This window comes from Streptomyces sp. NPDC003032 (assembly GCF_053591415.1).
In genome coordinates, this window is the sequence record NZ_JBSFTT010000021.1 from 86,769 (window position 1) to 108,653 (window position 21,885).

Below are 21,885 nucleotides of genomic sequence, written 5' to 3' on the forward strand. Positions count from 1 at the left end.
CAATGGCTCAGGTGGAACGGGTGAATCAGATGGAACAAATCAGTGCTGGTAGCCGTAGACGCCGCGCGACTGGTCGCGCACGAGGCGGCCCTTCTCCAGCTCGATGACCCGCTTGCGCATCTGGTCCACGATCTGCTGGTCGTGGGTGGCCATCACGACGGTGGTGCCGGTCCGGTTGATCCGGTCGAGCAGTTTCATGATGCCGACGGAGGTCTGCGGGTCGAGGTTGCCGGTCGGCTCGTCGGCGATGAGGAGCTTGGGACGGTTGACGAACGCGCGCGCGATCGCCACTCGTTGCTGCTCACCACCGGAGAGCTCGCCGGGCATCCGGTCCTCCTTGCCGCCGAGGCCCACGAGATCGAGGACCTGGGGCACGGATTTGCGGATCTCGCCGCGGGACTTGCCGATGACCTCCTGCGCGAAGGCGACGTTCTCGGCGACGGTCTTGTTGGGCAGGAGGCGGAAGTCCTGGAAGACGGTGCCCAACTGGCGTCGCATGTGCGGCACCTTGAAGTTGGACAGGCGCGCGAGGTCCTTGCCCAGGACGTGCACCTGGCCGTGGCTGGTGCGCTCCTCACGCAGGACCAGCCGCAGGAAGGTGGACTTTCCGGAGCCGGAGGACCCCACCAGGAAGACGAACTCGCCCTTTTCGATCTCCAGGGAGACGTCCCTGAGCGCGGGGCGGGTCTGCTTGGGGTAGGCCTTGGAGACGTTGTCGAAACGGATCACGGATGCACCACGGGTTGCCGGGGGTAGGTGTGCGTGACCCTACGCGAAGCCAGTACGCGAGCGCAGTCGGCGTCCGGAGTTGCGCGATTTGTCGCGCGAGTGCCGGGTACGGAACGTGTCGAAACCGTCACCGGACGGCGGCCCGCGCCGAAATCCGCGGAAGCTGGCACAGTGGTAAGGGGAACGATTGGGTTCCCCGTAGCGTTGGGCAGGCTGAGACTGTGCGGGAGGAGAAGCGCATGACCCTGGATCGGTTGGTATGCGCGAACTGCGCAGCGCCCGTGAGTGAAGGCCGCTGCCCCGTGTGCCGGGCCAGTCGCGAGCGCATGCAGCAGCAGGAGGGGCCCTTCGCGGGCCTCAATCCCGCGGCACTGATAGCACTGCTCGTGGTGCTGATCGCGGCGGTCGCGCTGCTGGCGCACCAGTCCGCGTAGGGACTGGGGCGCGGGAGCGGCACCGACGTAACGATCAAGAAGGGCCCGGAGCTGCAGAAGCTCTGGGCCCTTCTTGATGTGGTGCTACGTACGTGGTGTACGTGCCGTACATCTCAACACGTCCATAGGTCCGTACGTCCATAGGTCCGTACGTCCGTACGTCCGTCAACGCCTCGATCAAGCGATCAGGCAGCGGCGCCGCGGTTGCCGACGAGGCGAGGCAGGATGCGGAAGCCGATGCCGCCGGCGATCATCGTGGCGGCGCCGATCACCAGGAAGGTGGTCTCGGCGGCGCCGGTCTCGGCCAGCTCGCCCTTGTCGCCCTTGTTGCCGCCCTGCTCGACCGGCTTGGAGCCGGTGTCGGTCAGGCTGTCCTTGCCCTGGCCCTGCTCGACGGGGTTGGAGCCGCCGTCGGGGTTGGTGTCGTTGCCACCACCTCCGCCGTTGCCACCTCCGCCGTTGCCACCTCCGCCGTTGCCTCCGCCGCCGTTGCCGTTGTTGTCCGGGCCGTTCGGGCCGCCCGGGTCCGAGGTGGGCTTGCCCGGGTCGGTCGGGTCAGAGGTGGGCGGGTCCGTGGGGTCCGGCTCCGGCGGCTCCCCCGGCTCCGTCGGCTCCCCGGTCGGCTCCGGCGGGTCGTCCGTCGGCTCCTGGGTCGGGATGCCAGGGTCGCCCGGCGGGGGCGGGTCGTCGTTCGGCTTCACGTCCACGTCGACACCGACGCCACTGTCGTCCGCGTGGGCGCCGACACCGACAGGGCCGAGGTCCACGCCGACGTCGAGGGCCGAGGCGGCGCCCGCGGCGGTCAGCGAGGCACCGGCGGCGATCACCGCACCGGCGGCTATGCGCGCGACACGAATCCGTGTCCTTTTGGTCATCTGGTTGCTACCCCCAGTAGCTGAATCGTCAGTGAGGCAGCGTCCGGGGCGGCGTACGAGCAGGGGCGGTCGATCAGCCCCCACAGATCCCACGCACCCCAGGAATACGCATACCGCACGCTAGCCTTTCCACTTTTCACAGCAGCGTCAAGGTCGTTGCGCGTGCGATGTCCGATATCTGGGCAGTTGACCGTCGTAGGGAGATGTGACTGTGACGTAAAAGGCAACTGCCGCCTCTTGGGCGGCAGTTGCCTTGTCGATAAAGCCGCTCAGGGCGGTTTTTACTTCTCCTGCTGCTTGCGCCAGCGAATTCCGGCTTCCAGGAAACCGTCGATCTCGCCGTTGAAGACGGACTCGGGATTACCGACCTCGAACTCCGTACGCAGGTCCTTGACCATTTGGTACGGGTGCAGGACGTACGAACGCATCTGGTTGCCCCAGGAGTTGCCGCCGTCGCCCTTGAGGGCGTTCATCTTCGCCTGCTCCTCCTGGCGGCGGCGCTCGAGGAGCTTCGCCTGGAGGACGTTCATCGCGGTCGCCTTGTTCTGGATCTGCGAGCGCTCGTTCTGACAGGAGACGACGATGCCGGTCGGCAGGTGGGTCAGGCGGACCGCCGAGTCGGTGGTGTTGACGCCCTGACCACCGGGGCCCGAGGAGCGGTACACGTCGATGCGCAGCTCGCTCTCGTCGATCTCGATGTGGTCGGTCTGCTCGACCACCGGGAGGATCTCGACACCGGCGAAGGAGGTCTGGCGGCGACCCTGATTGTCGAACGGCGAGATGCGGACCAGACGGTGGGTGCCCTGCTCGACGGAGAGCGTGCCGTACGCGTACGGGACCTGGACGGCGAAGGTGGTCGACTTGATGCCGGCCTCTTCCGCGTACGAGGTTTCGTATAGCTCCGTCTTGTAGCCATGCCGCTCCGCCCAGCGCAGGTACATCCGCTGGAGCTTCTCGGTGAAGTCGGAGGCGTCGACGCCGCCGGCCTCGGCGCGGATGGTGACGAGGGCCTCACGGGCGTCGTACTCCCCGGAGAGGAGGGTCCTGACCTCCATCTCGTCCAGCGCCTTCTTGACGGACGCCAGCTCGGACTCCGCCTCGGCGCGGGTGTCCGAGTCGTCCTCCTCCTCGGCCATCTCGAACAGCACGCTGAGGTCGTCGATGCGCCCGCGCAGGGCCTCGGCCTTCCTGACCTCCGCCTGGAGGTGGCTCAGCTTGCTGGTGATCTTCTGCGCCGCTTCCGGGTCGTCCCACAGGGACGGCGCGGCCGCCTGCTCCTCGAGCACGGCGATATCGGCCCTCATCTTGTCGAGGTCCAGGACGGCCTCGATCGACTCCATGGTCGAGGAGAGGGACTTGAGCTCTTCGGATACATCGACGACTGCCACGCCTCCAGCCTAACGGCTGCGGCAAGTGTCGTATCCCGGGGCGGGGCCTTCCCCGTGCGGGGCCTAGGCGCGGGGCCTAGGCGCGGGGCCTAGGCGCGGGGCCTGAGGCAGGGGGGCCTGAGGCAGGGGGGCCTGCCTCAGGCCCCGCGGCTGCCCGCGGGGTGGGGCCTCCCTCCCCCCGGCGGGGCCGAGGCGCGGCTGCTCGCGGGGCGGGGGCCTGCCCTGCGGGGTGGAGGGGGGTGGGGGGGCTTCCCTCGCCCGCCGCGGGGGTGGGCCTTCCCTGCGGGGGTGGGGGCTTCCCTCGCCCGCCGCGAGGGTGGGCCTTCCCTGCGGGGGTGGGGGGGCTTTCCCTCTCCCGCCGCTTCGCGGCGGATATCTCCCACCCACCCGCCCGTTTGCCCCGCGTTGCGCGGCGGATGTAGGGGCCAGGCGCATCCTGTCGCGCGTAGCGGGGGGCGTGGTCCGCCGGTGGGCGGGGAAAGGGATGCCGGGCAAACGGGTGGGTGGGAGGGAGACATCCCGACGCGAAGCGGCGGGGAACCGCCCACCGGCAGGCCGACGAAAGCGGTGCGAGAGCCCAGAGGGCTACCTCGGCAGAACCATGCCGGGCAAACGGGCGGGTGGGAGGGACACATCCCGACGCGAAGCGGCGGGGGAACCGCCCACCGGCAGGCCGGTGAAAGCGGTGCGGTGGCTCAGGGGGCTGCCTCGGCAGGACCATGCCGGGCAAACGGGCGGGCGGGCGGGAGGCATCCCCGCGTGACGCGGCGGGGAACGGCCGCCGGCCGGTGGTCCAGGGGGCTGGCCCGGGAGGTTCATGCCGGGGGGCCGGGTCAGGGGGCGGGTGGGGAGGAGTTGCCCGTGTGCGGCGGGGGGTCGTCGGATGATGTGGCCGCCCATGTGCCTACCCCCGCCGCCGCCACAAGGACCACCGCCGCCACACCCAGCGTGATCCGGCGCCGCCGCGCCGAGGCCCGGTGCTTCGCGGAGCCCGGCCGCGCCGCCCCGGAGGCGCGCGGGGCACGGGCCGTGCCGCGGGCCCCGCCGGCCAGTTCGTCGGGGCCCGGCACCCGCATCGAGGTGTGCGTGTCGCGGTTGGAGTCGGCGGACGCCGGGCCCGGCACCAGGGGGACGGCGCCCCGCCGGGGAGCGGCCTCGCGCGGCTCCGGCGCCGAGTCCTCGTACGCCTCCTCGGCCGGCGAAGGCTCCGCGTCCGGTTCGTCGACGTCCAGCGGCGGCATCCCCGCGACCAGCGGCAGCAGCTCCCGCAGCCGCACCGCCAGCTCGGAGGCGCGCAGCCGCGAGGCGGGGGCCTTGGCGAGGCACTGGACGAGGAGCTGCCAGAGCTCCTCGGGGATGCCGGGGAGCGGCACCACCGTCTCCGTGACGTGGCGCCGCAGGACCGCCCCGGGATGCCCGCCACCGAAGGGAGTGAAGCCCGCGAGAAGCTCGTAGAGGACGGTCGCGAGGGCGTAGATGTCGACGGCCGCGCGCGGCGGCAGGCCCTCGATGATCTCGGGGGCGAGATAGTCGGGGGTCCCGATGATCTTCGTGGCGCGGGTCCGGCGCGGGGAGTCGATCAGCTTGGCGACGCCGAAGTCGGTCAGCAGGGCCGGGTGCGCGCCGCCGGGGCCGAGCGGGCCCTGCATGTCCAGGAGGACGTTCTCGGGCTTGACGTCACGGTGGACGATGCCCGCGGAGTGCGCGGCGGCGAGGCCGTCGGCGACGTCCGCGACGATGGCGACGGCGGCCTCGGGGGCCATGCGCCGCTCACGGTCCAGGCGGGTGCGCAGGTCCGTACCGCGTACGAGGTCCATGACCAGGGCCAGGTCGTTGCCGTCGACCACGAGGTCGTGGACGCCCACCACGCGCGCGTGGTCGAGGCTGAGCAGCGCCGTGCGTTCCTGGACGAAGCGGCCGACGAGTTCCTGGTCGGACGCCAGGTCCTCGCGCAGCAGCTTGATGGCGACGGGGCCTTCGGGTCCCTCGCCGAGCCACACCGTGCCGGCGCTGCCACGGCCCAGGATCTGGTGGGCGGTGTACCGGCTGCCGATCTTGCGCGTCAAGACTGCTCCTACGGATGCGTGTTGGCGACAAAACTACGCGGCCTTGCCGCCAACCTTCACTCCGGGAGCAGAAATCACTCTGCCGATGTCGACATATCGCTCCGGTCACCCTCCGGCCGGTTGCCGGTCAGTCGACGGTCAGTTGCCGCCCAGCTTTCCTATCCAGCCGCTGACCGTGTCGTACCAGTCCGTCAGCTGCTCCCAGTAGCCCTTCGTCGTGCCGATCCAGTCCTGGAGCGGGCTGAACTCCCACACCAGCCAGCTCGCCACGAAGAGGATGACGATCGTGAACAGGCATCCCTTGAGGCAGCCGAGACCCGGGATCTTCATCGGGTTGGCGCTGCGCTGACGCGGCTGGCGCGGCTCCCGCGGCGGACGCGGCTCGCGCGTGGGGCGCGGGGCGGGCTGCTGGGGCGGCGGCGCCTGCGGAGGCGCGGCGTACTGCTGGGGCTGGTGCTGCGGCTGGTACGGCTGCGGCGCGGGGGCGTGCTGCTGCGGGCGCTGCCCGCGGGGCTGCTGCGGCGCGTACTGCTGGGGGCGCTGCTGCGGCTGCTGCTGCGGGCGGGCCACCTGGCGCTGGGGGCGGCGGCGCAGCGGGTCCTCGCTGGGGTCCAGGTACGACTGGACCTGCGTCTGTTCGTTGCGGTCGCGGGCCGCGCGCATCTGGTTCTGCCAGGGGTGCGGCTCGTTCGGGTCGGCCCCGGGGGCGCCCGGCGGGACCGGCGGCATGACCGCGGTCGGGTCGGCGGCGCCGGCGCTGTGCGGCAGGACCGACGTCGGGTCCGCGTCACCGAAGCCCTGGCCGTGGCCCTGACCCGGGCCGCCGGTGTTCCGCATGACGCTGGTCGCCGCGTTCGGGTCGTACGAGCCCGCGTTGCTCGGCAGGACCTGCGTGGGGTCGGCGGCGCCCGGGGCGTCCGGCACGGGGGCCGGCGACGGGTCCGGCATGAGCAGCGCGCCCACGCCCTCGGCGGCGGCGATCTGCGCGGGCGTGGAGTGCACGCCGACGCCCTCGGCGACGGCCCGCAGGGCGCGCGCGAGGTTCTCGGCGCTGGGGCGGCGGTCCGGGTTCTTGTCCAGGCAGCGCTCGATGACCGTCCACAGCGGGTCGGGGACGGTCGAGGGGCGGCGCGGTTCGGCGCTGAGGTGCTGGTGGAGGACTTCGAGGGCCGAGCCCCCGGCGAACGGCGGGCGGCCGGTGACCAGCTCGTAGAGCAGGATGCCGGCGCCGTAGATGTCGACGGCGCTGGTCTGCGGGCGGCCCTCGGCGGACTCCGGCGCGACGTACGCGGGCGTGCCGACGAATTCCTGGGTGCGGGTCAGGCCCGGCGAGTCGGCGAGGCGTGCGATGCCGAAGTCGGTGAGCATCGGGTGCATGCCTTCGGCGTCCTGCTTGAGCAGGACGTTCGCGGGCTTCAGGTCGCGGTGCACGACGCCGTCGGCGTGGCTCGCGGCGAGCGCGTCGGCGATCTGGGCGGTCAGCAGGGCCGCCGCGACCGGCGTGAACGGACCGTTCTCGCGCAGATAGCGGTGCAGGTCCGGGCCGTCGACCAGGTCCATGACCAGGGCGAGGAGGTCGCCCTCGACGACCAGGTCGCGCGTTCTGACGATGTTCTCGTGGGTCAGCCTGAGCAGGACGGACCGCTCCCTGAGGAAGCGCATCACGACGTCCGCGTCGTTGGCGAGCTCTTCCTTGAGGACCTTGATCGCGACGGTCTCGCCGGGCTGGCCGGGGACGGCCGCCTCGGCACCCGCGGTCTCCCGCTGGCGGGCTCGCCAGACGGTGCCCGTGGCGCCGCGCCCGAGCGGCTCCTCGAGCAGGTACTTGCTGCCTACCGGCCGCACGTCATGCGCTCCCTGCTGATCTGGCTGGTCCCGTCCGGACGCTGGTCCCGTCCGGGGGTCTGAGATGTTCCGACCCACTGTAGTGCTGACGAACGGGGCACCGGCCGATCCGATTCCGTCCGGCCCGTTCCTTCCGGATTCCTTCCGGAATTCCCTTCGGAATCCCGCCGGAATCCTGCCCACCCCTCCCGGTCGCTGTCCGGGAGGAAGACGTCCACCCGTGGCCATTGGTTGCCGCGGAGTTCCGGATTCGGTCTTCCGCCGTGGAAGCCCGCACATATCCCCAACGGTCCAAGCAGGCACTTTTCCGAGCAGAGCCGACCATTCAAGATCACTTACCGGTGGCCGCCGGGCGTGTTGTCAGTGGCAGGTGCGAGGATGCATCCCGTACTGGCCGACGTGCCCGTGTGCGGTGGGGGGAATCACAGCGCGAGTCCCCGTGCCGGGCGCCCAGCGCAGAAGGGACCGCTGACGGCGATGCAGATCCGGCTGACCGTCCTCGGGCCGCGCAGCGGCCAGACCGAGCGGCAAGGCCGCCCCCCGGCGGCGACCGGGGTTCACGGCGCCTGTGACGTCCTGGTCACCGCGCCCGCCGGGACCGCCCTCGCCGCGGTGGCCTCCGGCCTCGCCACGGCCGTGGCGGGCACCGAGAGCCCCCTCGTGCTGTACGCGGGCCCGGAGCGCCTCGACGCCCAGCGGTGCACGCTCGGCGAACCCCCCTTGATCGACGGCGCGGTGCTCTCCCTGGGCGCACCGGCCGAGCCGGGGCCCGAACCGGCCGGTGCCGCCGCCCAGTTGCACGTGGTGGCGGGTCCCGACGCGGGCGGCGTCCATCTCCTGCACGGCGGCCAGATCCGGGTCGGCCGCTCCGCCGAGGCGGACGTCCCGCTGGACGACCCCGACGTCTCCCGGCTGCACTGCGCGGTCACCCTCGCCCCGGACGGCCGCGTCACGGTCACGGACCTCGGCTCGACGAACGGCACATCCGTGGACGGCAGGGAGGTCACCGACCGCCCGGTGCCGCTCTCCCCCGGCTCGCTGCTGCGGATCGGCGAGTCCGCGCTCCGCCTGACGGACGGCGGTCTCGGCACGGCCTCCGGCGCGGGCGGGGCGCTGGCCACGGCCCCGGACGGCGAGGGGCACGTGCGCGTGCGGGCCGCCGCGACCCCGCAGCCCGCGTTCCTCGCACCCTCACGCGTCCCGGAGGGAAGCAGCCATCACGCGTACGGCTCGGCGGACTGGGGAGCCGCGGGAGGCGACGCCCCTCACCGGCCGACCGGGTCCCACGGCACGCACGGGGCCCATGGGGCCCACGGGACTTCAGGGACGTACGAGACACACCAGCCGTACGAGACACACCAGGCGTACGGGACCGCGGAGACGTACCGCAGCGGTCACGTGGCGTACGGTCCGGGCGTCGTGCCGCCCCAGGGCGGCGCGCCCGACGCCGAGCGCACGCGTCTCGGCACACCGCCGCGCGGCACGACGGTGCCGCGCGCCCTGCGCAAGCGAGGCGGCCTCTCGGCGTGGGCCCGTCGGCTGACCGGGGGCCGGGGCAGCGGGCAGGACCAGGGCGCGTATGAGGGGGATGAGACGTACGACGGTTACGAGGACGGCGGTGACGGCGGCCCCGGAGCACCGGAGCCCACCCCGGAGGAGCTCGCCGTGGCCGCCGCCGCCCGTACGCCCGAATCGTGGCCGGATCCCGCCGCCCTGCTGCTCGCGGCGCTCGGCCCCGGCCCCCGCCTCTGGGAGCGCGGCCCCGGTCACCCGGAGGCCCTCGCGGTGCGGCTCGGCACGGTCGACCGGGCGGTCCCCGACGACCAGGGGCTGCTGCCCGCCGTGCCCGTCACCGTGAGCCTGCGGGAGGCGGGCGCGCTGGGCCTCGCCGGGCCCCGGGAGCGGCTGACCGGTCTGGCCAGGGCCGTCGTCGCGCAGCTCGCCGCGCTGCACTCCCCCGACTGCCTGGAGATCGTGCTGATCAGCACGGACCGCGCGCGCACCACCGCGGAGCGCACCGCCGAGTGGGCCTGGCTCGGCTGGCTCCCCCATCTGCGGCCCACGCACGGCCAGGACTGCCGGCTCCTCCTCGCCTACGACCGCGATCAGGCGGCGGCGCGCACGGACGAGCTGATCCGCCGCCTGGACGACCGCATCGCCGACGGCGCCGACGCGCGCGCCGGGCTCTCCGGCCCCGGACAGTCCGGCCCCGGACAGTCCGGTCCCGGGGAGCCCGGATCTCGCACGGTCGTCGTCGTCGACGGCGATCCCGGGTCGGCCGGGCTGCGCGAGGCCGCGGTCCGGCTCGCCGGTGAGGGCGCGCGGGCCGGCATCCACGTCGTCTGCCTCGCCGAGACGGTGGCAGCCTCCCCCGCGTCGCCGGTCCTTGACACGTACGAGGCGGCCTGCGCCGTCTCGCCCGCCTTCCGCGCGTGTGGCGCCGTCGCGCTGCTCAGCGGTGATGTGGCGACCGCGCTGCGGCTGATGCGGACGGCGGGCGGACGCCCGGCGGGGCACGGCACGGTCGCCGCCGTGGACGCGGTGTCGGCGGCCTGGGCCGAGCGGTTCGCGCGGGCGCTGGCGCCCCTGCGGACGGACGGCACGGCCGGCGAGGGGCACGCGCGCGTGTCCGCGCCGCTGCCCCAAGCGGCGAGGCTCCTGGACGAGTTGGGGCTCGCCCGGGCCACGCCCGCCTCGCTGATGGCGCGGTGGGCCGCGGCGGCGGACGACCCCGAGGCGCTCGGCGGGCGCGCGGTCGCGGTGCTCGGCGCGGGGCCGCGCGGGCCCGTCGTCGCGGACCTCGCCGCCGACGGCCCGCATCTGCTGGCCGAGGGCCCCGCGGGCAGCGGGCGCACCGAGCTGCTGCGTTCCGTCGCCGCGTCCCTGGCCGCCGCCGAGCGGCCCGACCGGCTCGGCATCGTGCTCGTCGACGGCCGGGACAGCGGGGGCGGGAGCGCGGGGCGCCAGGGCGCGGGGCTCGGGGTCTGCACGGACCTGCCGCATGTCACCACGCATCTGGTGGCCAACGACCCGGTGCGGATGCGGGAGTTCGCGCAGTCCCTGGCCGCCGAGCTGAAGCGGCGGGCCGAGCTGCTCGGCAGGCTCGGCTTCGCCGAGTGGCACACACGGCGGGAGGTCTCGGGGCGGATGGTGGCACAGCGGTCGCCGTCGTCCTCGGGGGCGTCCGCCCCTTCCGGGCCAGATGGTTCTTCCGTGTCCGCTCAGGCGGCCGACGGCGACCTCGATCCGCCGCCCAGCGCCACGATGCGGCTGCGGCCCGCGGCGGCGCGGCAGCGGGCCGAGCCGGGGCCTCCGCTGCCCCGGCTCGTGGTGCTCGTCGACGACTTCGACGCGCTGCTCTCGCCCGCCCTCGGCTCTCCGGGGCGGCCCGCGGCCGGGTCGGTCGTCCGCGCCCTGGAGGCGGTCGCGCGGGACGGCGAGCGGCTCGGCGTGCACCTCGTGGCGGCCACCGGGCGCAGCGAGCGGATGCCGGAGACCGAGCTGGGGCAGCGGGCCTCGCTGCGGGTCGTCCTCGACGCGGTGACGTCCGGGCCGGAGGAGCCCGCGCCGGGCCGCGGCGAGCTGCGTTCCCCGGACGGCCGGGCCACCGCCTTCCAGGCGGGGCGGGTCACCGGACGGATTCCCCGTACGGCGACGCTGCGGCCCACGGTCGTGCCACTGGAGTGGGAGCGGATGGGCGACCCGCCGGCCCGGCGTCCCGTGCGGGAGCTGGGGAACGGCCCGACCGACCTGGCCCTGCTCGCCAGCGCCCTGGAGCGGGCGGCGCGCTCGGTCTCGGCGGACCAGGTGCCGTCCCTCCTCTAGGACGCGTGAGGACGCGTGAGGACGCGTGAGGACGCGTGAGGACGCGTGAGGACGCGTCGCGAAAGTCCCGCCTGCCCCGCGGGGCCCCGCCCTCCGGGCGAACGGCGAGACCTCGCGACGCGCCCTGGCGGCCGGCCTCACGGCACGCGTCCGTCCATAAGCGGCCCCGTCAACGGATCGTCGCCCCGTACACCCGCTCCACCCTCATCGTGATCAGCACGCGTCGCTCGGCGACCATCACCGCGCGGTACTCGTCCCAGTCCGGGTGCTCGCCGGCGGCGTCGCGGTAGTACCGCACCAGGGCGTCGACCTCGGGGCCGTGCGGGTCGGAGCCGGGGCCGGTGAGGGTGACCGTGCCCTCGGCGGTGGCCCAGGCCATGCCGTCCGGGTGGGTCACCTCCAGTGCGGTCCGTGCGTCGCGGCGCAGGTTGCTGATCTTGGCGGTGCCCTCGGTCGTCGACACCTGGAGAAGACCGGTGGCACGGTCGTACGACGGCATGACCGGGGAGAGCTGCGGGCGGCCGTCGGACTTGATCGTCGCCAGTACGCCGAGCCGGCTCCGGGCGAGCAGCGCGTGCGGGTCGAAGGAGTCGGCGGGGCGGGTGGAGTCCGCGGAGCCGGTTGAGTCTGCCGAGCCGGTGGGTGCGTCAGTCATGTCCGGCCCAACCCGGCCGCCGATGGTGCCTATTCCCACCAGTGGTGTGACAAGGCCGGGCACGAGGTTTTGACCCCACGTCACAACGCCATCACGATCACCGAGTTGACAGCGCAGGCCATCTTGCCGCCCCTCCCCGCGCGGGCGTAGACCAGAGCGCACGGGACTCGCCAGGGAAGAGAACGGGGCAGTGATGCGCAGCACTCTTCGTACACGCAGGACACCGCTACATCGGCGTACCACCGCCAGAATCGCCGCGGCCGTCGTCGCGGGGACGCTCGCGCTCACCGTCACCGCGTGCGGCGGAGACGACAAGGACGACGGGGAGAAGGGGGACAAGGGCACAGGGAACGACACCGGGGCGGCGCTTCAACTGCCGAAGCTGGACGGGGAGACGGTCTCCGTGTCCGCCGTGTGGGGCGGTTCGGAGCGCAAGGTCTTCCTGAAGGTCCTCGACGAGTTCGAGAAGAGGACGGGTGCCAAGGTCTCCTTCGTACCGGCGCAGGACCCCATCATCAGCTTCCTGGAGTCGAAGGTGGCGGGCGGGCAGCCGCCGGACGTCGCGATGCTGCCCCAGGTCGGCGCGATCGAGCAGGCCGTGGAGAACAAGTGGGCCAAGCCGGTCGGCGCCGAGGCGCAGAAGCAGCTCGACAAGAACTACGCGCAGGGGTGGCAGGACCTCGGGGCGGTCGACGGCAAGCAGTACGGCGTGTACTTCAAGGCCGCCAACAAGTCGCTGGTCTGGTACAACACGCTGGTCTTCGAGAACGCGGGCGTGAGCGAGCCCAAGACCTGGGACGACTTCATGAAGACGGCCCAGACGATCTACGACTCCGGGGTGGCGCCGGTATCGGTCGCGGGCGCCGAGGCGTGGACCCTCACGGACTGGTTCGAGAACATCTATCTGTCGCAGGCGGGCCCGGAGAAGTACGACCAGCTCGCCCAGCACGAGATCAAGTGGACGGACCCGTCCGTCAAGGACGCGCTGACCACGCTCGGCGAGCTGTTCGGGAAGAAGGGCTTCGTGGCGGGCGGCGCGGACGGCGCGCTGCAGACCGAGTTCCCCGCGTCCGTGAAGCAGACCTTCAAGGGCGGCGACCAGCCCAAGGCGGGCATGGTCTTCGAGGGCGACATGGTCTCCCTGCCGATCTCCGAGACGAAGGCCGAGGTGGGCACCGACGCCAAGGTGTTCCCGTTCCCGGCCGTGGGCGACGAGTCCCCGGCCGTGGTCGCCGGTGACGCGGCCGTCGCGCTGAAGGACAGCAAGGGCGCGCAGGCGCTGCTGACCTATCTGGCCTCGCCGGACGCCGCGAAGATCTGGGCGGAGGCGGGCGGTTTCATCTCGCCGAACAAGAACCTGGACATGGCGGCGTACCCGAACGACGTGCAGCGCGACATCGCCAAGGCGCTCATCGCGGCCGGTGACGACATCCGCTTCGACATGTCGGACCAGGCCCCGCAGTCGTTCGGCGGCACGCCGGGCAAGGGCGAGTGGAAGGCGCTGCAGGACTTCCTGAAGAACCCGAAGGACGTCGAAGGGACACAGAAGACGCTGGAGACGGCCGCCGCCAAGGCCTACAAGGACTGACGCGATGGCGTCCGCGAACGCCGGGGGCAATGCCAAGGTGGCGCCCCCGGCCCCGACCCCGCGCAAGAGCGTGACCGGCACCCGCAAGACGGTGGCAGTGCTGTTCCTGCTGCCCGCCCTGGTGCTGCTCGGCGCGCTCGTCCTCTACCCCATCGGGTACTCGCTGTTCCGCAGCTTCTTCGACAAGTCGGGCGACTTCACGGCGTTCGACAACTACAAGACGCTGTTCACGGACGACAGCATTCTGACCGCCATCAAGAACAACGCGATCTGGGTGGTCGTGGCGCCCACCGTCGCGACCGCGCTCGGCCTGATCTTCGCCGTGCTGACCGAACGGGTGCGCTGGGGCACGGCGTTCAAGCTCGTCATCTTCATGCCGATGGCGATCTCGATGCTGGCCGCGGGCATCATCTTCCGGCTCGTGTACGAGTCCGATCCCGACCGGGGTGTCGCCAACGCCGTGGCCGTGAGCGTGCATGACACGTTCGCCGAGTCGTCGGCGTTCCCCCAGGCGCATCCCAGCATGACGTCGCCCCTGAAGAGCGCGGGCGGGGGTGCCTTCATCACCCGCGACCCGGTGGAGGCGGGCACGCCCGTGGTGCTGCCGCTGACCGGTGTGCCACCGAACGAGATGCCGGACGACGCGAAGGCCGCCAAGGCCGCGCGGGCAGACCCGGACCAGGTCACCGGCACGGCCTGGCAGGACTTCACGCGCGGCAAGGGCCGGGGCCAGGTCAACGCCCCGGACACCGCCGAGTTCGGCTACGCGGGCATCAAGATCGAAGCCGTCAAGGACGGCGAGGTCGTGGCGTCCACCGAGGCGAAGGCGGACGGCACCTTCGCGCTGCCGAAGGAGGCGGACGGCGCCCAACTGCGCTTCCCCGCCTCCAACTTCCGCGAGCCGTACAACGGCGTGGACTGGCTCGGCCCGTCCTTGATCACGCCGGCCGTGATCGGCTCGTATCTGTGGATGTGGGCCGGTTTCGCGATGGTCCTGATCGCGGCGGGCCTGGCGAGCGTGCCGCGGGAGCTCCTGGAGGCGGCACGGGTGGACGGCGCCAACGAGTGGCAGGTGTTCCGTCGTGTGACGGTGCCGCTGCTCGCCCCGGTCCTCGCGGTGGTGCTGGTCACGCTCATGATCAACGTACTGAAGATCTTCGACCTGGTCTTCGTGATCCCGCCGGGCTCGTCGAAGGACGACGCGAACGTGCTCGCGCTCCAGCTGTACAACTCGGCGTTCGGCGACAGCGACGCGGGCGTGGCCAGCGCCATCGCGATGCTTCTGTTCCTCCTGGTGATCCCGGTGATGCTGTTCAACATCCGGCGCATGCGGCGGGAGGCGGGGCGATGACGACCCGGACCGAGATCGTCAAGGCCAAGCGGTCGCTGGGCGGGCGCGTCGCCGCCGCGCTCGGCGGCACCGCGCTGCGCGTGTTCCTGGTGCTCGTGGGCCTCTTCTGGCTGGTGCCGACCATCGGGCTGCTGATCGGCTCGCTGCGCAGCTCCGCCGACATGAGCGAGAGCGGCTGGTGGAAGGTGTTCGGCGCGCCCTCGCAGATGACGCTGGACAACTACTCCAACCTCCTCAAGGACGAGACGATCACCGACTCGATCCTGTCCAGCGTCATGATCACCGTTCCGGCGACGCTGCTCGTCGTGATCCTCGGTTCGCTCGCCGGATACGCCTTCGCGTGGATGGACTTCCCGGGCCGCGACTGGTGGTTCATCGCCGTGGTCGGGCTGCTCGTCGTCCCCGTCCAGGTGGCGCTGTTGCCGGTCTCCGAACTCTTCGGCAAGATCGGCATCTTCGAGACGACGGTCGGCGTGGTCATCTTCCACGTGGCGTTCGGCCTGCCGTTCGCGATCTTCCTCCTGCGGAACTTCTTCGCGGAGATCCCGCGCGAACTGCTGGAGGCGGCGCGGCTCGACGGGGCGGGCGAGCTGCGGCTCTTCCTGCGGGTCGTGATGCCGCTGGGGGCGCCCGCCATCGCCTCGCTCGGCATCTTCCAGTTCCTCTGGGTCTGGAACGACATGCTGATCGCACTGATCTTCGCCGACTCGCAGAAGCCGCCGATCACGGTGGCGCTCCAGCAGCAGGTGCGGTTCTTCGGCGACAACGTGCACATTCTGGCGCCCGGCGCGTTCATCTCCATGGTGATCCCGCTGGCCGTGTTCTTCGCGTTCCAGCGGCAGTTCGTGTCCGGTGTGATGGCGGGGGCGGTGAAGTAGGCCGGGGGTTCCGAATGTTCGTACGGTGATCGAGGCGGCCCGGGTCCGGGCCGCCTCCTTCCGTGTGCCCGCCCCGGTGCCGCCGTCCCGTTCGCGGGCGGCACTGCTCCGAGCGGATCGATTCTGCTGGCCCGGGGAGGGAAACGGCCCGCGGTACGCGGAGTACGGGGCCAAAGCGGGCAAAGTAGGCAAATGCACCGCATCGGGTTCACGTCACCTCGCCGTCCCGGGCCCCCGCCGGCCCTCGTCCGGCGGCTGCGCGCCTCCGCGCGAAGCACGCGGTTCCGGCTGGAGCGGGCGGCCGCGGGGCGGGTGCGCGGGGCCGCCGGGCGGGCCGCGCCCCTGCTGACGCCCGTGCACCTCTCCCTCCGCGACAGCCGCACGCTCAACCTCGCCCTCGCCGCCGGGACGGCCGAGCCTCCGGACCGGGCCCGGCTGCTGATCACGCGCGGCCGCCGCGGGCAGGCCGTCCCCCTCGCCTTCGAGCGGCACACGGCCGGCACGCCGCTGCTCACCGCCACGGTCACGCTGCGGGGCATGCGGGACGGTGTCTGGCGGCTCACCGTGGAGACACGGGGCGCCGACGGACGCGTACGGCGTCAGGGGATCGCGCCCGCCGGTGACGGCGCGCCGCCCGCGACGCCGACCGTGCCGCACGCGCCCGATCCGCTGAGCGGGACCCTCGTGCGGATCGTCAGGTCCCGCAGCGGGCGGGCCGTGCTCCAGGCCACGCGGCCGCGGCCGCGCGCCGAGCTGGTGCGGTTCGAGCCGCGCGGGGACGGGATCACCGTGCACGGGCGGCTGGTCGGGGCGGCGCTCTCCCCGGGCCGCGCGGAGGCCGTGCGGCGCCGGGACGGGGTCGTCGTGCCCGTCGAAGTGACGGGGCACGGCGGCGCGTTCACGCTACGGGTGCCGCTCGGCGCGATGACCGGGGCCGGTGCCGGGCAGTGGGTGTGGGACTTCCGGGTGGCCGGACTGCCGCTCGGACGGTGGCTGTCCGACGTACGGAACCCCGCGACGGCCTACCCCAGCCCCTTCCGCGTCTTCGCCCTCCCGAACGGCACGCTGGTCCGGGCACACGCCCACTTCACAGGGGCGGGCGCGTTCGCGGTGACGTGCTGGGACATCACGGAACTCACGCGGGAGCGGACCAACCGCACGCGCCAGTCGGCGGCGAAGGAGACCTCATGAAGATCACGTACCTGCTCGGATGGGGTGACGAGATGGGAGGGACCGAGCTTGCCACCTATACGCAGGCGCGGCATCTCGGCGAGCGGCCCGGTGTCGAGGTCGAGGTCGTCTCCGTTTTCCGGACCCGTGCCGAGCCGTTCTTCGCCGAGGCGCGTGTCCTGCCCGTGCGGTATCTCGTGGACCGTACGACTGCGCCCGAGCGTCCGGTGCGGGAGTCGGAGTTGGATGACGGAGCCTGTCGGACGCTCGCCGCGCTGCCCAGTGAGCTGATCCGGCCCGCCTGGGAGGATGCCTTCGACCGGCTCTCGGATGTCGAGATGACCGCCGCGCTCGGCTCACTCGACACCGATGTGCTGGTCACCACCACGCCCGCGCTGCTCGCCGCCGCCGTGGCGCTCGTGCCCGCGCGGGTCGTCACCGTCCACCAGGAGCACCGCCCCACCCAGCGGCGCGGCCCCTCCGGTGAGCCGCTGCTCCTGCACGCGCCGCGCCTGGACGCCCTCGTCACGCTGACCGAGCGCACCCGGCAGTGGATCGCGGAGTCCCTGGGGCCCACCGCGCCCGAGCTGGCCGTCATCCCGAACGCCGTGCCGGACGGCTTCCGGCCGCGTGCGGACGGCGAGGGCAAGGTCATCGTGATGGCGGCGCGGCTGACCGGCGAGAAGCGCGTCGACCACGCCGTGCGGGCCTTCGCGCAGGTCGCCGACGCGCATCCGGAGTGGACGCTGCGGATCTTCGGCGGCGGCCACCGCGAGCGGCATCTGCGCCGCCTGGTCGACGGGTTCGGCCTGCACGACCGCGTCGAACTGCTCGGCCCCTGCCAGGACATGGCCGCCGAGTGGGCCAAGGCGGGGCTGAGCCTGATGACCGCCGGGCACAACGAGGCGTTCCCGCTGGTGCTCCTGGAGGCGCTCGCCGCGGGGGTGCCCGTCATCGCGTACGACGTGGTGACCGGGCCCGCCGAGATCGTGCGGCACCGCGTCGACGGGCTGCTCGTACCCCCCGGGGAGGTCGACGAACTCGCGCGGGCCATGGACGAGTTGATGGCGGACGACGCGGCCCGCCGCGCGTACGCACGCGCCGCCCGCGAAGGCGTCTACGCCCGTTTCTCCTCGGCGGACGTCACCGCCCGCTGGGAGGAGCTGTACAGGCGGCTCGTGGCCGGGCGCGACCGGCCGCGACGGCTCGGCGGGCGCGCGGACCGCGTGGCGCTCGGCGTCGCGTCCGGCGGCTGCGGCTTCCGGCCCACCGCCCCGCACACCTTCGACGCCGCGGCCGCCGCCGACGAGCGGGCCCGCGAGGACGAGATCATCGCCGCCGACACCACGGGCCGCGTCATCCGCTCCGTGGGCCGCCTCGCCGAGCGGCGCGACGACGTGCTCGCGCCGCGCATGGCGGAGTGGAATCTGCGGCTCACCGCGTCCGCGCTGGAGGCGGAGGGTGTGCCGCACGTCCTGGTACGCACCCCGGACGACACCGCCCACACCCTCGCCGTGGCCGCCGACGACCGGAGCCGCGCCCTGAAGGCCCTGGCCGGGGCGCTGCGCGGGCAGCCCGTCTACGCCGAGCTGGTCAACCCGCGCGACGCGGCACCCGGCGCCGTCCTGGCCGAACGCCTCGACGGCATCGGCGACCTGTCCGGCGTGAAGATCTTCAAGCCGGTGACCACGACGACGCTGTCGCTGCGGCACGGCGCGGGCCTCGCCTGCACGGTGGCGTTCTGGCCCCGGACGGTCCAGGGCGCCCCCGCCACCGCCGCGGCCGACGGCTTCCGCGCGCCCTTCGGGACGACGCTCGCCGGCGCGGAGCTGCCCTCGCTCACCCCGACGGCGACCCTGCGGGTGGCGGACCGCGACTACCCGACCCTTCAGATCTTCACCGAACTCCTCGTCAAGGACGTCGACTTCCCCGTCGACGCCGTCTACACCTGGGTCGACGACTCCGACCCCGAGTGGCGCGCCCGCCGCGACGCGGCCCGGAGCGACACGGCCCGCGGGCCCGGGCGGGAGTCGGCGGACGACGGCGCCGTGCGCTACCGCAACCGCGACGAGCTCCGCTTCAGCCTGCGCTCCCTGGCGATGTACGCGCCGTGGATCCGGCACGTGTACCTGGTCACGGCCGGCCAGGTGCCCGACTGGCTCGACCGGGACCACCCCGGCCTGACGGTCGTGGACCACCGCGACCTGTTCGCCGACCCCGAGGAGTGCCTGCCGACCTTCAACTCGCACTCCATCGAGTCCCAACTGCACCGCGTCGAAAGCCTGTCGGAGCACTTCCTGTACTTCAACGACGACATGTTCCTCGGCCGCCCCACCACCCCCGACACGTTCTTCCTCAGCAACGGCCTGGCCCGCTTCTTCTGGTCCTCGGCGTCCGTGCCCGCCCTGCCCCTGTCGCCGGACGACGAGGGCTATCTCGCGGCGGCGAAGAACAACCGCGAGCTGCTGCGCCGCGCGTTCGGCAGGACGACGACGCACAGCTTCTTCCACGTGCCGTACGCGCTGCGCCGCAGCGTCCTGGAGGAGATCGCCGAGCGCTTCCCCGAGGAGACGGCGGCCACGGCCCGCAACCGCTTCCGCTGCGCCGACGACTTCGCGCTCGTCTCGTCGCTGTACCAGCACTACGCGTACCTCACCGGGCGGGCGGTGCCGGGCTGGATCGCGTACGACTTCGTGGACATCGGTGACCGCGCCGACCACGCGCGGCTCGGCCGGCTGCTGCAGAACCGCGACCGGACGGCCTTCTGCATCGGGGAGTCCCACGACAGCGGCATGGCGGAGGAGGAGATGGCGCTCGCCATCAGGTCGTTCCTGACGGCGTACTTCCCGGTGCGCTCGCCCTACGAGGTCTGAGCGGCGGACAGGAAGAGCCGCCGGACGACGCGTTCGGCGGCCTTCCCGTCGTCGTAGGGGCAGAAGCGCGCACGGAACGCCGAGCGCAACGCCGTCGTCTCCGGCGTGTCCCAGCCGCCGTCCCGGAACAGCTCCGTCAGTGCGTCCTCGGTGGTGGCCACGGCCCCCGGTGTCTCGCCCGGTCTGCCGGACACCACGTCGAAGTAGGTGCCGCGCGCGAGGCGGTACGCCTGCCAGTCCGGCGCGTACGTCACGATCGGGCGGTCCAGGCAGGCGTAGTCGAACATCAGCGACGAGTAGTCCGTGACGAGCGCGTCGGCGGCCAGGCAGAGGTCCTCCACGCGCGCGTGCCCGGTGACGTCGACGAGCTGCGGGTGCGCGTCGAGCCCGGCGTCGCCGCCGTAGAAGTAGTGGGCGCGTACGAGCACGACGTACGCGGGACCGAGCCGTTCGGCGAAGCGCTTGAGGTCCAGGCGGGGCAGGAAGCCCTTCTGGTAGTCGCGGTGGGTCGGCGCGTACAGCAGCACGGTCCGGCCGTCGGCGACGCCCAGCTGGGTGCGGACGCGGTCGATCTCCTCGTCGCCCGTCGTGAAGTACACGTCGTTGCGCGGGTAGCCCGCCTCCAGCGGCTGGTAGGCGGTGGAGGGGTAGACGCGCTCCCAGACCTCCGTGGAGTGCGGGTTGGCGGAGAGGCTGAAGTCCCACTGGTCGGTGTGGTCCAGGACCTTCTGGAAGCTGATGCCGTGCGTACCGGCCGGGTAGCGGCGCTGGTCCAGGCCCATCTTCTTCAGCGGCGTGCCGTGGTGCGTCTGGAGATAGACCTGGCCGGGGCGCTTGGTGAACCCGCCGGGGAAGCTGGAGTTGTTGACGAGGTACGTCGCCCTGGCCATCGCCTCCCAGTAGCGCCGGGAGCCCTCGACGACGTACTCGACCCCGGCGGGCACCTTGTGCTTGTGGCGCCCGGAGACCACCCAGACGCCCCTGATGTGCGGGGCCAGTTCACGGGCCTTGGCGTGGATGGCGGCCGGGTTGCAGGAGACGGCGCGGTTCCAGTAGGCGCCGTAGACCGCGAGGTGCGGGTCGAGAGAGCGGTGCAGGTCGGTGCGGTAGGCGGCGCGCATGGCGTGGGCGCGCAGCTTCTTCTTCTGCTGCTTGAGCTGCCGGGTGACGCGCAGGCGCCGCGACTCGGCCTTGCGCAGCCCTTCGTGGGCGGCATAGAAGGCGGCGGCGAGGGCCTTCTCGCCGGGGGTGCGGGGCTCGGTGCCGACGGGCGCGTACGTCCGGTACACGCGGGCCGCCTCGTGGAAGAAGTCGCGCCGGTCGCCCGCGCGGATGCGGCCGGGGTCGTCGAGTACGGCGAGGAGGTGCGCGGCGGCGTGCGGCAGGAGCCGGGCGCGGTCGGCGGGCGCGGCGGCGGCGAGCAGCTCCTCGTACCGCTCGACGAGGGCGAAGTGGTGTCTGCCCGGCGTCTTGGAGAAGCTCCCGGCGCGCCGCTCGCGCCAGCGCACGCAGGGCCGGTCGAGGACGGCGAGGCGCTCGCCCGCCCGCAGGGTGGCGGTGTGCACCGGCACCACGTCCTCGTACGGTCCCTCGGAGAAGGCGAGCCGCTGCTCGCGCCAGAACCCGCGACGGAATACGCGGTTCCAGGCGGCCGGGGTGACGGACAGCGGGTCGCCCGTGAGGTGGTCCCCGCCGGGGCGGACGGTCTCCCACCAGTCGACGCGGTCGTGCGCGAAGAGCAGGACGTCCGGCTCGCCCCGCTCGGTGAGGGCCGCGTCGATGGTTTCGAGGGCGCCCGGCAGGAGGAGGTCGTCGCCGTCGAGGAAGAGGAGGTGCTCGCCGGTGGCGCGGTCGGCGCCGATGTCGCGGGCGGGGCCGGGGCCCGACCGGTCGGTGACGCGGACCAGTTGCGCGCGCGGGTCGCGCTCCGCATACTCCCCGGCGATCGCGGCGCAGCCGTCGGGCGACGCGTCGTCGACGACGATCAGTTCGAGGTCGCCGAAGGACTGCGTGAGCACCGAGTCCAGACATTCCCGCAGGTAGCCCTGGACACGGTGGGCGGGGACGACAACCGAGAAGCGCGACATGACAACCGACCGTAGTCAGCCGGACACCCCCTGTCGAAGACCTCCCATCACTCATTGGGGTGATAGACGCCGAAGAAACTGACCTTCGGGGGCCGCGAGCGGGCAAAGGGGGCTAAATATG

General features: G+C 72.7%; 14 protein-coding genes. 7 read left to right on the forward strand and 7 right to left on the reverse strand.

Annotation, left to right across the window (positions count from 1 at the left end):
• Nucleotides 1-39: 39 nt before the first annotated feature.
• Nucleotides 40-729, reverse strand: coding sequence for a cell division ATP-binding protein FtsE (gene ftsE, locus ACWDZ7_RS27035; RefSeq protein WP_358584549.1), 690 nt, complete (start codon nucleotides 727-729; stop codon nucleotides 40-42).
• A 239-nt stretch (nucleotides 730-968) separates the two neighbouring features.
• Here ftsE and ACWDZ7_RS27040 point away from each other — a divergent pair, with 239 nt between their 5' ends.
• Entirely contained in the window at nucleotides 969-1,163 is a 195-nt protein-coding gene (locus tag ACWDZ7_RS27040) for a hypothetical protein (protein WP_451519267.1), read from the forward strand.
• 185 nt (nucleotides 1,164-1,348) lie between these two features.
• Here the strand turns inward: ACWDZ7_RS27040 and ACWDZ7_RS27045 are convergent, their stop codons facing one another.
• The 4 genes from ACWDZ7_RS27045 to ACWDZ7_RS27060 all read right to left on the reverse strand — a co-directional run bounded on the left by ACWDZ7_RS27045 (nucleotide 1,349) and on the right by ACWDZ7_RS27060 (nucleotide 7,337).
• On the reverse strand, nucleotides 1,349-2,038 hold the full coding sequence (locus ACWDZ7_RS27045) for a hypothetical protein (RefSeq protein ID WP_451800482.1): 690 nt from the start codon (nucleotides 2,036-2,038) through the stop codon (nucleotides 1,349-1,351).
• Between the two features lie 281 nt (nucleotides 2,039-2,319).
• Complete coding sequence (gene prfB / locus ACWDZ7_RS27050) at nucleotides 2,320-3,426, reverse strand: peptide chain release factor 2 (RefSeq protein ID WP_451800483.1); 1,107 nt, start codon at nucleotides 3,424-3,426, stop codon at nucleotides 2,320-2,322.
• Between the two features lie 833 nt (nucleotides 3,427-4,259).
• Entirely contained in the window at nucleotides 4,260-5,492 is a 1,233-nt protein-coding gene (locus tag ACWDZ7_RS27055; protein ID WP_451800485.1) for a protein kinase domain-containing protein, read from the reverse strand.
• Between the two features lie 138 nt (nucleotides 5,493-5,630).
• Nucleotides 5,631-7,337 (reverse strand): serine/threonine-protein kinase, encoded by a 1,707-nt coding sequence (locus tag ACWDZ7_RS27060; protein ID WP_451800486.1) that lies wholly within the window; start codon nucleotides 7,335-7,337, stop codon nucleotides 5,631-5,633.
• A gap of 477 nt (nucleotides 7,338-7,814) precedes the next feature.
• Here ACWDZ7_RS27060 and ACWDZ7_RS27065 point away from each other — a divergent pair, with 477 nt between their 5' ends.
• Nucleotides 7,815-11,162 carry an FHA domain-containing protein gene (locus ACWDZ7_RS27065; protein WP_451800487.1) on the forward strand — a complete coding sequence of 1,116 codons (3,348 nt, stop codon included), beginning with the start codon at nucleotides 7,815-7,817 and terminating at the stop codon, nucleotides 11,160-11,162.
• 169 nt (nucleotides 11,163-11,331) lie between these two features.
• Here ACWDZ7_RS27065 and ACWDZ7_RS27070 read toward each other — a convergent pair whose 3' ends face one another.
• Nucleotides 11,332-11,817 carry a PPOX class F420-dependent oxidoreductase gene (locus ACWDZ7_RS27070; RefSeq protein WP_451800489.1) on the reverse strand — a complete coding sequence of 162 codons (486 nt, stop codon included), beginning with the start codon at nucleotides 11,815-11,817 and terminating at the stop codon, nucleotides 11,332-11,334.
• Nucleotides 11,818-12,010: 193 nt separating this feature from the next.
• Here ACWDZ7_RS27070 and ACWDZ7_RS27075 point away from each other — a divergent pair, with 193 nt between their 5' ends.
• The 5 genes from ACWDZ7_RS27075 to ACWDZ7_RS27095 all read left to right on the forward strand — a co-directional run bounded on the left by ACWDZ7_RS27075 (nucleotide 12,011) and on the right by ACWDZ7_RS27095 (nucleotide 19,677).
• The gene (locus tag ACWDZ7_RS27075) at nucleotides 12,011-13,405 is read left to right on the forward strand and encodes an ABC transporter substrate-binding protein (protein WP_451800490.1); all 1,395 of its coding nucleotides are present in this window, start codon (nucleotides 12,011-12,013) and stop codon (nucleotides 13,403-13,405) included.
• 4 nt (nucleotides 13,406-13,409) lie between these two features.
• Nucleotides 13,410-14,756 (forward strand): carbohydrate ABC transporter permease, encoded by a 1,347-nt coding sequence (locus ACWDZ7_RS27080; RefSeq protein WP_451800492.1) that lies wholly within the window; start codon nucleotides 13,410-13,412, stop codon nucleotides 14,754-14,756.
• Nucleotides 14,753-15,634 (forward strand): carbohydrate ABC transporter permease, encoded by an 882-nt coding sequence (locus ACWDZ7_RS27085; protein WP_451800493.1) that lies wholly within the window; start codon nucleotides 14,753-14,755, stop codon nucleotides 15,632-15,634. The genes ACWDZ7_RS27080 and ACWDZ7_RS27085 overlap by 4 nt, the downstream gene beginning before the upstream one ends.
• Before the next feature lie 192 nt (nucleotides 15,635-15,826).
• Nucleotides 15,827-16,825, forward strand: coding sequence for a hypothetical protein (locus tag ACWDZ7_RS27090; protein ID WP_451800495.1), 999 nt, complete (start codon nucleotides 15,827-15,829; stop codon nucleotides 16,823-16,825).
• Entirely contained in the window at nucleotides 16,822-19,677 is a 2,856-nt protein-coding gene (locus tag ACWDZ7_RS27095) for a stealth conserved region 3 domain-containing protein (RefSeq protein WP_451800497.1), read from the forward strand. The genes ACWDZ7_RS27090 and ACWDZ7_RS27095 overlap by 4 nt, the downstream gene beginning before the upstream one ends.
• Here the strand turns inward: ACWDZ7_RS27095 and ACWDZ7_RS27100 are convergent.
• Nucleotides 19,665-21,764, reverse strand: coding sequence for a bifunctional glycosyltransferase/CDP-glycerol:glycerophosphate glycerophosphotransferase (locus ACWDZ7_RS27100; protein ID WP_451800499.1), 2,100 nt, complete (start codon nucleotides 21,762-21,764; stop codon nucleotides 19,665-19,667). The two genes, ACWDZ7_RS27095 and ACWDZ7_RS27100, sit on opposite strands and share 13 nt — an antisense overlap.
• Nucleotides 21,765-21,885: the final 121 nt, after the last annotated feature.